Source organism: Methylomicrobium agile (genome assembly GCF_000733855.1).
Classification (GTDB): Bacteria; Pseudomonadota; Gammaproteobacteria; order Methylococcales; family Methylomonadaceae; genus Methylomicrobium; species Methylomicrobium agile.
The window spans coordinates 1,985,511-1,997,284 of the sequence record NZ_JPOJ01000001.1; the positions used below are offsets into that span (position 1 = coordinate 1,985,511).

6 protein-coding genes and 1 pseudogene are annotated in these 11,774 nt (G+C 61.2%); 5 read left to right on the forward strand and 2 right to left on the reverse strand.

Annotated elements, in window-relative coordinates; all coding sequences use genetic code 11:
- Positions 1–46 precede the first annotated feature (46 nt).
- From CC94_RS0109445 to CC94_RS0109455, 3 genes are read left to right on the forward strand one after another with little or no spacing between them, the layout of a single operon-like run.
- Positions 47–1,615, forward strand: a complete 1,569-nt coding sequence (locus CC94_RS0109445) for a DHA2 family efflux MFS transporter permease subunit (RefSeq protein ID WP_031430619.1) — start codon at positions 47–49, stop codon at positions 1,613–1,615.
- On the forward strand, positions 1,612–3,054 hold the full coding sequence (locus CC94_RS0109450) for an efflux transporter outer membrane subunit (protein ID WP_005369263.1): 1,443 nt from the start codon (positions 1,612–1,614) through the stop codon (positions 3,052–3,054). Before CC94_RS0109445 ends, CC94_RS0109450 begins: the two co-directional genes overlap by 4 nt.
- A gap of 8 nt (positions 3,055–3,062) precedes the next feature.
- Entirely contained in the window at positions 3,063–4,229 is a 1,167-nt protein-coding gene (locus CC94_RS0109455) for an HlyD/EmrA/EmrK family protein (RefSeq protein ID WP_005369264.1), read from the forward strand.
- 203 nt (positions 4,230–4,432) lie between these two features.
- Here CC94_RS0109455 and CC94_RS0109460 read toward each other — a convergent pair whose 3' ends face one another.
- The gene (locus CC94_RS0109460) at positions 4,433–10,021 is read right to left on the reverse strand and encodes an alpha-2-macroglobulin (RefSeq protein WP_342666538.1); all 5,589 of its coding nucleotides are present in this window, start codon (positions 10,019–10,021) and stop codon (positions 4,433–4,435) included.
- Between the two features lie 145 nt (positions 10,022–10,166).
- Positions 10,167–10,844, reverse strand: a complete 678-nt coding sequence (locus CC94_RS24685; RefSeq protein WP_245549446.1) for a hypothetical protein — start codon at positions 10,842–10,844, stop codon at positions 10,167–10,169.
- Positions 10,845–11,116: 272 nt separating this feature from the next.
- Between CC94_RS24685 and CC94_RS0109465 the strand changes: the two genes are divergently transcribed.
- Together CC94_RS0109465 and CC94_RS25465 are read left to right on the forward strand one after the other, a co-directional pair.
- Positions 11,117–11,398, forward strand: a complete 282-nt coding sequence (locus CC94_RS0109465; RefSeq protein ID WP_005369268.1) for a DUF4347 domain-containing protein — start codon at positions 11,117–11,119, stop codon at positions 11,396–11,398.
- Positions 11,395–11,610 (forward strand): annotated as a pseudogene (locus CC94_RS25465) (DUF4347 domain-containing protein); the annotation flags it as partial. The gene CC94_RS0109465 and the pseudogene CC94_RS25465, both read left to right, overlap by 4 nt.
- Between the last annotated feature and the right edge of the window lie 164 nt (positions 11,611–11,774).

The following is an 11,774-nucleotide window of genomic DNA, read 5'->3' on the forward strand; positions in this document are numbered from 1 at the left end:
ACTACACGCTTCGCAACCGCCTTCCCCGTCAGGAAATCTTCATAGCATGGGCCTCATTTATAGCAAACGGCTGCGCGGCTGGCGCTTCGTGCTGTTCAACCTGTGTCTGGGCCTTGGTCATGCGGTGGTGATTTTCAATGCGGGAGCCTATATCGCGATGCTGCCGCGCGTGGCGGGCGGGCTTTCCATTCCGCCCAGCTTCGCGACCTGGACCCAGACCGATTACATGACCAGCCTGGCGCTCGGTTTTCCGCTCGGCTCGTGGTTTGCGCGGCAGAAGGGCGAATACCGCCCGTTCGTCTGGGCCTTCATGTTGTTTGCGGCCGCTTCGGCCGTCTGCGCCTACAGCACTTCACTCTACGGATACCTGGCCGCACGGGTCGTACTCGGTTTCGCGGGCGGCGTAACCCTGCCTTTGGGCCAGACGCTGGTTCTGAAAGAATATCCCGACCGCAAAAAGTCGGTCGGCATTGGCGTCTGGAGCCTGTTCACGCTGACGCCGTTCACATTTGGCCCTCCGCTCGGCGGCTGGATCGCGGACCATCTGGGCTGGCGCTGGCTGTTTCTGTTCAATGTTCCCGTCTCGCTCGCGATCGCCGGCATTGTCGGCGCCTTGCTGTACGGGCGCGGCGCAAAAACCGCCTTCAGCCATTTCGACTGGATCGGCTTCGGCCTGCTGGCTGTCGCGATGGGCAGCTTCCAGACCCTGCTGAATCAGGGCAACGACTGGGACTGGACGAATTCGGGCTATCTGAATGCGTTGATTGTCATCTGTATCGCCGCCCTGTTGTACTGGATCGTCTGGGAACTCGGCAGACGCCGGCCCTTCCTGGACGTCCGCTTATTCGCGCACCGCAATTTCACGATCGGGGTACTGCTGCTTTCGATCGGTTTTCTGTTTTTCCAGGGGTTGCTGTCGCTCCTGATCGTGCAGCTGCAACTAACGATGGGCTATTCTTCGTTCCTCGCGGGCCTTGTGTTTTTGCCGATGGCGATTTTCGCGAAGCCGGTCGCGGGAGTCTTTCATGAAGTCGTCAAACGCTGCGACGCCCGCCCGCTGGCCTGCGCCAACCTGCTCGGCTTCGCGGGCGTTTATTTCTGGCTGAGCCGCTTCGACGATTCCGCGTCTTTCGATCGGTTGTTCTGGCCTAAATTGATCGAAGGCATTTGCCTCGGCACGTTCTTCGGGCCGCTGACCACATTGATGCTGCACGGTTTGCCGCCGGCCCAACAGCCCCGCGCGGTGGATATTGCCGGCCTGATGCGGATCGCGGCCGGCGCGATCGGCATTTCGCTGCAAACGGTTGTATTCTACCGGCGCGCGCCTTTCCATATGACCCGCCTGGCCGAAACCCTGACGCCGCTCGATCCGCCTTACAGCCTGGCAATGGAGACACTGACCGGCGCCGGCTTTGCGGAACCGGCCGCTACGGTGCAACTGGCGAAAATCGCCAAGCAGCAGGCGGCCATTCACAGCGTCAACGATGCCTTCTGGATCGCCGGCTGCGCCTTCACCGCAATGGCGCTGCTGGTCTGGCTGGCGCAGCCGACCCGGGAGCCGCGGCGCCTCCCGTGGGTGCGCCGCGCGCTGGAACTGCTGGCGAGGGAAGTATGAACGCATTACGGCGGCGCTTTGCCGCATGCCTGGGCGCGCTGCTCCTGGCTCCATCCTGCGCCTGGCTTCCCGAGCCCGGCGCGCGCGCCGGCAAAATCCCCATGCCGCGCGTCGATAAGACGCTGGCGGCGGCTCGACAGGCATTGCCGGCCAGCCCCCGCTGGCCCTCGGAGAAATGGTGGCAAAGCTTCGCGATACCGGCGTTGGACCGGCTGGTCGAAACCGCGCTGGCCGACAGTCCGACCCTCAAAACCGTCGAGGCGCGGCTGCGCCAGGCGCAAACCCTGGTCGATGCCGAGGCGGCCAATCAATATCCAACCGTCGACGCCAATATCGGTTTCAGCGCCCAACGTTTTTCCGCCAACAGCGTGCAGGCCAAACTGGCGGGCGAACATTTCCGGCAGCTGTTGATCAATCCGTTCGTGTTGCGCTACCACCTGGATTTGTGGGGCGAGGACAAGGCGGCGCTGGAAGCCGCGATCGGCAAGGCGATGGCTGCGGAGATCGAGCTGGCCGACGCCCGCCTGCTGCTCTCGGCCGCGGTCGCCGGCGCCTATTTCGATCTGGCTTCGGCATCGGCCCGGCTCGACGCCGCCGCCCGCCTCACCGCCGAGCGGAGCGAATGGCTCAAATGGGCCGAATCGCGGCTCTCCACCGGACTTTCGTCCACCGCGCCGCTGTTGAAAGCGAAAATGGACCTCAACGATGCGAAGCAACAGGAGGCGGCGATTCGCGCCGAAATCCAACTGCTGCAAAACCGCCTTGCGGCGCTGGCCGGGAAAGGACCCGACTGGGGGCGGCAAGTCGCGTCCGCTCCCCTGGTCCTGCCCCGGCTGCTGCCCTTGCCGAACGACCTGCCGCTGCGCCTGCTCGCGCATCGTCCCGACGTGCAGGCCGCGCGGCTGCGCGCCGAAGCCGAAGCGAAGCTGATTGATGTCGCGAAAACGGCATTTTATCCCGATGTGAATCTCGTCTCCTTTGCGGGGCTCCACAGCGTCAGCATGACCGATGTGATTTTGCAGGGGTCGAGCCTCGCTTATGCGGTCGGTCCGTCGATCGACTTTCCGATTTTCGAAGGCGGACGCCTGCGCGCCGAACTCCAGTATCGGGAGGCCGCCTACGACGCCGCGGTCGAGCATTACAACGGCCAGGTACTGCACGCGGTGCAGGAAGTCGCCGACGCGCTGGCCGGCTGGCAAAAGATAGATGAACAGGTGAATGAGCAGCGGCAAACGCTTGCCGCGGCGGAAACGGCCCGGCGGCTGGCGGAAAGCGAGTACCGTTCCGGGCTGAGCGACCGCCGCGGCCTGATCGAAGCGAATACGGCCGTTTCCTTCCAACGTCTCCGGCTGGCCGGCCTCGAAGGCGATTATTGCAAAACCGCCGTACAACTCACCCGCGTTCTGGGCGGCGGCTATCTGAACAAGGCCGTTGAATAAAGGAAACCATGCATAAAACGATACGCCCCAGGGAAATCCTCCGCCGCCGCAGGCGCCGGCTGGCCGCCGTCACCTTGACGTTACTGCTGAGCGTCGCCGCTTATTTGGTTTACTGGTGGTTTGCGAACCGCGAATGGGTCGCGACCGACGACGCTTTCGTGACCGGCCACCTGATTACGCTGAAAGCGCAAACCGAAGGCACCGTCGTCGAAATACTGGCCGAAAACACGCAACGAGTGCGCCAGGGGCAGGTCCTGGTGCGCCTCGACGGCGTTCGGGCGCAGCTGGATTTCGAAAAGGCGCAGGCCGAACTCGGCGAAACGGTCCGCCATCTCGAAAAACTGACTGCGGGAATTCAAACCTTGCGGCAGCGCATCGCGGCCAGGCAGGCGGCCCTGAACCAGGTCCGCCACGATTTGAATCGCTATCTGGCCGCCTTTAGCGACGGCGCCGCTTCCGAACAGCAGGTGCAAAACGCCAGGGACAAAATCGAGGAACTGGAGGCCGCGATCAAGGAGGCCGAAGCGGAGAAAACGGGCATCGAAGCCGAGGTGGGAGGCGTCGATGTCGACAAACATCCTTTAGTCGAAAAAGCCAAAAGCCAACTGCGCTTGGCGTACCTGGAATACAAGCGCCGCCATATTCTCGCGCCGGCTTCCGGCTATGTCGCGAAACGCCGCGCCGAGGTTGGCGACCAGATCAAGCCCGGCGCGCCGCTGCTGGTAATCGTGCCGCTCGACGACCTTTGGATCGAAGCGAATTATCTCGAAAACCAGATCGCCGGCATCCGTCCCGGCCAGCCTGCCGAAATCCGCGTCGACGCTTACGGCGACCGCCTCGTGTACCACGGCCGCGTGCAGGGCATCAATCCCGGCACCGGCAGTCCGTTCGCGCTGCTGCCGACCGACAACGCCACCGGCAACTTTATCCATATTGCCGAACGGGTCCCGGTCCGTATCGGCCTCGATCCGGAGGAACTGCGCAAAAATCCGCTGCAGCCGGGGTTGTCGACCCTGACCCGGATCAAGACCAGCGAAAAAGGCGACGCGCTGCTTGCCTCGCATACCGAAACCCAAGGCGAAGCCTATCGGACCGATATTTATGAGCATGAACTGGATGATGCGGAACAGTTGATCGAAAAAATCGTATTGTCGAACCGCTTCGGAAAGCCATAGCGTTATGGCAAACGGCGGTTTGCTTACGCGAAACCGCCCACCACACTGTAGGGCGTTTTCGCGACAGCAAAACGCCAATCCCCTTCAAAGCGCGGCGGATTGCCTGGCGGCGAATCCGCCCTACCAGAGCCGTTGGGTTAAGCGCCAGCCGTAACCCAACACTCGAAGCCGAATCCTGTTGGGTTACGCTTCGCTAGCCCAACCTACGGATCTTTCTCGTCGACACGCACCGCGCCTGATCCGGAATGCGCTCGCAAGGTCGGTACGTACATCGCCTCGGCATAGACCGGCGGCACGTTGAACGTACCCGCCGCAGTGGCTTTGGCACGGTAGCGGTATTCGGCCATGTCCTTGTTTAGCGTGCCGTACAGAAGCACGCGATCTTCGCGCACGTCGACATAATCGGCCGTCCAGTTGCCGCCGGTTTTCAGCCGGTCCTGCCAGTGAGGAACATTTTCTTCTCCCGCATCCTCTTCGGAATCGGTTTGTTCTTTCTCGGCCGGATTTTGCAGCACCGCTTCGAAACCGCCGGGCAAGAGATCGACGATCGCGACATTGGCGATAAAGTCCCGGTCGATCGCCCGCGCGCGGATCGAGACGGTGACTTCCGCGCCCAGCGGGATTTTATCGAGCGGCTTGCCGTCGTCGCCCAGGAAGCTTCGGACGATTTCGAGACCATCGCGCACTTCTGCCGAAGGCGGCGCGATATCGAAGCCCGATTCGGAAACCGCGTAATACAGCGGCATGCCGCTTTCGCCTTCGAATTCGAGCGCGGCGGCGTCGAGCGGGAACGCCGCGCGCGGCGCGAAATTTTGCGGCAGCGCCAGGGCTTGGCGCTGCCCTTTGCCGTCGATCGCGGTGATCGCAAGATGCGGCGCCACGCCGGCCGGCAGCGCGTCCAGGTAGGCGTCGAAAGCGAGCAGCAGATACGCCGAGGACAGGGTGTTGAAGCGGTCCTCCCGCAAGTGCCGGCCGATCGCTTCGAACAGCGAGGCCGGCAGCTTTTTGAGCTGGGCCGGGAAATGCTTCGCCAGCACATACAGGGTCTGGGACTGATGGATCAAGGGATCGTAATAGTCGTTGAAATCGAAGGTGCCGGCCGAACTTCCGAGCGATTCAGCCGGAATTTTGATCAGTTCATCGGCGGCCGAAGGCTGCTGCAGCAAGCGGTAGCTGGCTGCGAGATAGACCGCGACCAGGTCGTTTCGCCATTCTTCATCCTTGTAATTCGCGCGTAGCGCTTCTTGAATCCCGGCCAACGCGGCGGTCGCGACGTTGCCCTGCCGGGTCAAGAGATACGCCGCATAAGCGCGCGCGCGCAGGCCGGCCAAGTCTTCCGCCGGGCTCGCGGAAAGATTTTTCAGATAGTCGAGCGCCTGTTGCAGCATGTCCGCCGGCACCGGAAACCCGTTCGCGGACGCTTCCAGCAGCATATGGGCCGCATAGACCGACACGAATTCATGCGCCTCGGGCGAAGCGGTCCACAAACCGAAGCCGCCTTCGCCGTTCTGGCGGGTGCGCAGCACCGAAAGCAATTTCAACCAATCCATATCGGCACTGGCCGGTTCGGGCTTGTCGCCGAATTCGGGACGCTTGCGCAGCACGATCGCCGGTATCGCTTTGCTGGTCAACTGCTCGGTGCAGTAATGGCTGAAATTGTCCAGATAAGCCGTCAATCCCGGCATCGCGACCAGCGGCAACGGCGACAGGCCGGCGCTGACCTGCCGGTATTCCGGATACAGCCGGCGCAGTTCTTTCACTTCCTGTTTGCCTTTGAAGTTGCCAAATCTCAGGTTTGCCATTTTCGGCACGGCGGGACGCAGGCTCAGATGGCTGCTCAGTCCGGCCGACTTGCCGCCGCTTTCCGCAGTGAAGCGCAGTTCCGCGTCGCCCAATACGGCTTTGCCGCCGGCGGCAGCCTGCAAGGTAAAGGTCGTGGCGCCTTCGTGGCCTTCGGCTATCTTTATCGTCCGTTCGGCGCCATCCTTGACCTGCAACTGCGGCGGCACATTCAGCCTAACTTTGACTTCGGCTTTCGGCCCGCTGCCTTCGGCGTGGTTCGCGATGCCGGCGCTGACCGTGAATTGGTCGCCCGGCGCGACCATCGACGGCACGTTCGGCGTAACGATCAGATCGCCGCGCACCTGGGTTTTTCCGATCACGCTGGCGATCTTCAAATCGCCGACCGCGACCGCGAAAATCTTCAGCGCGCCGTTGAACGTGTCCGGCACATCGTAATTGAAGGTTTTCTCGCCGTCGATATCGGTGATGCCGGACCAGTACACGGCTGGTTTGTCGCGTTTGCGCTTGAACGGGTTCAGGTAAGAGGCGGCTTCCTCTTCCTCGCCGTCGCCGCCGGGCGCGGAGAGCTGCAACAGTTTGGTGAATTCGGGCAGAATCAGGTCGAGGATCTGCGACGTGCCGACTTCGAGCATGCGCTTCCGGAAGAAATGGCCGAGCGGGTCGGGATTCTTGTAGCGCGCGACCTGCAGGATGCCTTCGTCGACCGCGAACACGACGACCCGCGCCGGGCCTTCGCTGGCCAGCTTGATCGGCAGGCGCTCGCCGGGCCGAATCCGTTCCGGCGCGTCGAGCGTCAACGGCTGCGTTTGCGCATTCAAGCCGATCTTGAACGGCGCGATGCCGTAAGACAGCGGGCTCATGAAAATTTCGTCGGAGCCCGGATCGCGGACGAATTGCACCGACACGTAGCCGTTGCCGGCCAGCTCCTTCGGCACTTCGATCGTCTGCACGGTCGACTGGGTGTCGGCACGGAACCAGCGGCTCGCGTAGACCTTGTCGCGCTCGACCGTAATCAGCCCCGCGCCGGTATAAGGCGCCCGGATGTTCACGCTGATCGTCTCGCCCGGCGCGTAGCTCGGCTTGTCGAGCGTCAGCTGCAGTTCGGCATTGCGGTCCAGCGTCCGGGACACATTGCCGAGGCCGGCGACGCTGTAGGCGATTTTGGCCAGCACCGTACCTTCCGCATTCCGCACCTGATAGACGTAATCGCCCGGCGTCTTGCTGTCGAGCGTCAACGTATGGCCTTCCTTCGGCAGGGCCAGCGGCGCCTTGTGCAACGGGTTTTCCTTAATCCGCGACTCGTAGCGGTAGGTACCGTCATCCTGCCGGATCAGCACCGACAGCGCCTTGCGTTCGATCAGTTCGAGCGTCAGCGGGTCGGCGGCGGTCTTTTGCAGATTCGGATCGACCGCGATCAGCTCGACATTGCGCTTCGCATCGCGGGCGACGAAATCGAGCGCGCCGTCGGCCTTGTAGCCGACCAGATACGGCAGGTCGGAAACGACGATATCCGCTTCGGCGGCAACGCTGCGCCCGCCTTCCGCTTCGAACGCGCGCGCCAGTAAATGCAGCTTGTAGGTCGCCTTCGCATATTTTTCCAGGTCCAGGCTGAAGACTGCCTTGCCGCCCGCATCGGTCCGTGCTGGGCTCAAATCTTCATCGTAACCGTGCTCGGCGAAATGCGGATCGTAAAAACGGTAATCCTTGTAGCGGGGAAATTCCGGCAGCCTGGGGCTCAAGGCCAGACTGGCCTCGACGGTCCGGTTTTCGGCCGGCGCGCCGTAAAGATTCCGCACGTTCACGGCCGCCTGCAAATCTTGCGGATTGGCCCAGCCTTCGGGAATCGGCTTCGAGAACGCGATCGCCGCCTTCATCCGGTCGGGCAGGAACTCCTCGACCTTGACCGACACCGAACCCAGGTATTTGTCCGACTTCGCGTTCCTGACCGTGTACAGATTGACCGTATAGGTGCCGGTCGGCGAGCTGTCGAGCGTTTCGTGCGCGAGCTCGTTGAAGCCGCCCCGGCCGAGATTCAGCCGCGTTTTTTTGATGGCGAGGCCGCGCGGATCGAGGATTTCGGCCTCCAGCGGCAGGCCGGCGAGCGGCATCTCCCATTTTTCTGCCTTCACGATCATCCCGATATGGAAGGTATCGCCCGGCCGGTAAATGCCGCGATCCGAGAACAGATAGGCGCTGAGTTCGCCCGGATCGGCCGCATTGGCCGCGCCGCCGATATCGAAACGCGAAAGGTTCAGGTTGCGGTCGTCCCGGCCGAGCGGCAAAAAGCTCATGTCGCCGCGATCGGTAGCCAGGTACAAGACCGGCTCACGTTCGCGTTCGAGTTTTGCCAGTTTCGCGAAGCGGGCCATGCCGTCCGCATCGGTCAAGCCCTTCATCAACGTCAGTCCGTTCTTGCCGATTACCGAAACCTCGACGCCTGCCTGCGGTTCGCCGGTCCCGATCGACTGCACGAAAACGACCTGCGAGCCGTCCCGTTCGGTTTTCACGATCATCCCGAGATCGGTCACCAGCACCAAGCGCTTTTCTTCCGGCCCGCCGGCATCGTTTGTTTGGTCTTGTTCAGGCTTGTCCGGATCGTAGCTTTTCGCGGTCAGCAGGAAAATGCCGCGTTTCGGCTGGCCCTCCGCATCGACCAGATAGGTTTTCAGATCGACCGGTTGATAATGCGGCTTGCCTTGGCCGGCCTCCGGCAGCGGCAGCTTGAGTTCGAAGCGTTCGGCCAGATTGTCCTGCCCGAGATTACCGTTGAATTCCGGATGCGCGAAATCGCCGGAGGTCTGGGTGACCAGATGCTGCAACTGGTCCGGCAGCAGCCGGCCCAGTTCGACTTTCAGGCCCTTCAGGTCGCGCGTCATCACCGCGATTTTCTTTTCGCCGCTCAGCATCAACAGCGATCCCTGGCCCATGATGTGCAATTCCTTCGGAAACTCGGGCACTTGCAGGGTCCGGTAAACCGGTTTCGGCAATCGGTAGCCGCCGAACGAGCGCAACTCTTTCGAAACGGCCACATACAGATAGCGGCCGACATCGGCTTCGAGCCGGAACGCATGGGAGGTGCCGTACTCGTTTTCGGCCGGAACCGTGTGCAGGTCGACCGGTTGGGCGGATTTCAGGATTTCCGCGGTGACCCGGTCCACGGACCAGTAAGTCGGGTGATCGCGCTCTTCTTCCGGCGTCTTCGGATCGAATTCGGGCAGTTGCCAAGCTTGAATCGATTTGGCGATTTCCTGTTCGTGAACCGGCACCGACGTAGTGACGATCAGAACCTGTTCCTGCTGGCCGGACTGGAGATTCGGCGCGACCGTGAGTTCCATATTCTCGATCATCCGTTCGTCGTAAAGGCCCGGCACGCGCGCTTCGCTGCGTAATTCGGACGCGGTTTTCGCCTCCGCGCCTTTAGCCTTGACGCCTTTGTTCAACAAAAAGTTGACCTGCTGAGGATGCTGGGGAATCGCGAGCGGCCGACTGTGGATGAAGGCGTTCAGCCCCAGTTTGTCGTAGTTGACCGTGAACGGGATCGGCTCGGGTTTGATTTTCGAATCCTGCGCGCCGACCAGGGTCATCTCGACCGCTTTTTCGAGCGAGGCGGCATCGACCGGATGGCTGAAGCGGACTTGGAAAATCGCTTTCTTCAGCGCCGGGTCCAGCGGGTCCTGATAAAATTCGGCTTTGTCGAGCGTAGCGGTGAAAGCCGGCCCCGTGAACGAAAACTCGTCGCGCGCCAGCCGGATTTGTTTCGCGACCAGATGCTTTTCGAAAGCGACTTCGAACGTCCGCCCGACCGGCCATTCGTGATCGGGTTGCAGCGCCAGGCGCCGGTCGTCCAGCCACTGCCAGCGGCCTTTGACCTCCGGCTCGATCGTAACGCCTTCGGCAATCGCCTTGCCGGCCTGCTCCAGCGGCGCAACCGAGCCGTCGAACGTAATCACCAGCGGATTCGGTTTGGCGTTTTTTTCCTCGATTTTCATCCGCTCGGGTGCGGCGACCGAAAAGTCGACCGACGCCGGCTTGGGGCGGTTTTCCCACAAATGGTAACCGTACCAGCTTGCGGCGCCGACTCCTGCGGCCAGGATCAGGGCCAGGATGCTTTGCCAGAGATGGCTTTTCACATAGTCAAGCCGTGGCGCTAGCCAGCCGCCGAATTGGACGATCCAGGCCGGCTTGTCCCAGCGCCAGACGCCGAACAGACCGCGCCAGCCGAGCAGAAAAGCGCGCCATAATGAGGACAACACCGCAAACAACCTGGCCATCGATCGATTCTCCGGGGAAGACAAGGGCAATGAAGCGGTTGCGATTGTACCCTATTCGTCCCGATTTTTCCCCGCCCTCGCACTCGAAAGAGCTGTAGGGCGTTTTCGCGACAGCAAAACGCCAACAGGCTTCAAAGCAAGGCGGATTGCCTGACGGCGAATCCACCCTACCGGCGTTGTAGGGCGTTTTCGCGACAGCAAAACGCCAATTCCCTTCAAAGCAAGGCGGATTGCCTGACGGCGAATCCACCCTACCGGCATTGTAGGGCGTTTTCGCGACAGCAAAACGCCAATTCCCTTCAAAGCAAGGCGGATTGCCTGACGGCGAATCCACCCTACCGGCATTGTAGGGCGTTTTCGCGATAGCAAAACGCCAATCCCCTTTAAAGCGCGGCGGATTACCTGATGGCGAATCCACCCTACCGGCATTGTAGGGCGTTTTCGCGATAGCAAAACGCCAATGGCCTTCAAAGTAGGATGCGGCTTTAGCCGCGATTGAAGCCTCTATCGCGGCTAAAGCCGCTCCTTCATGCCATGACAATCGCGGGTAGAAGCGTATCCATACGATTACCGTTTGAAAAACACAATTAGACAATACCAAAGTTGGGTTAGTGCAGCGTAACCCAACCTTAAGCTAGACAAAGATAAAACCTTAATTATAATGTTTCTATATAAGGGGAATATGCCGTGGCTAAGTCGATGAGGTTGTCTACTTGGGCACGGGTTAAGTTAAAGATACACAGATGAAATGAGGTTCGCTGGTTTCAACGGCGGCCGCAAAATAATGCTCAGACTTTAATCCAGGAATTTGAAATGGCTATTTTCAGTTTTTCTAACGCGCAATCGATTAACACAGCAACTACCCCGGCAGGTGATGTCTATGAAGATTCTGCCGCCCCCGCTACGCTGCTCGTCATCGACGCCCGCGTGCCTGACTATCAGAGCCTGCTCGCCGACCTACCCGCCAACGTCGCCGTGCGCATCGTCCAAGCCGATGAGTCCGGGTTGAACGCTATTGGCATGGAACTTGCTAATTTGGGGGGGGTAAGTTCGACGCCATCCACATCGTCAGCCACGGCAGCGCCGGCAGCCTGACGCTCGGCAGCGATACCCTCGACCTACAAAGCCTTGCCACGCAAGGCGACGCCCTGCAAACCTGGGCCGCCCATCTCACGGCGGATGCCGACATTCTTCTCTATGGCTGCGACATTGCCCAGGGCGAACAAGGCGATGCCTTCATCCGGCAACTCGCCCAACTCACCGGCGCCGACATTGCCGCCTCCACCAATGCCACCGGCGACGCCGGCAAAGGCGGCGACTGGACGCTGGAAAGCCACACCGGCAACATCGAAGCCCCGAGCCTCGTGGCGGACGACTGGTCGTATGTGCTCGCGGACGAGACAGTTCCGCTGATCGTGCCTGGCGCTACGCCGCTGAAGTTCAATAACGCCGAACTTGTCTTTGGTACCGA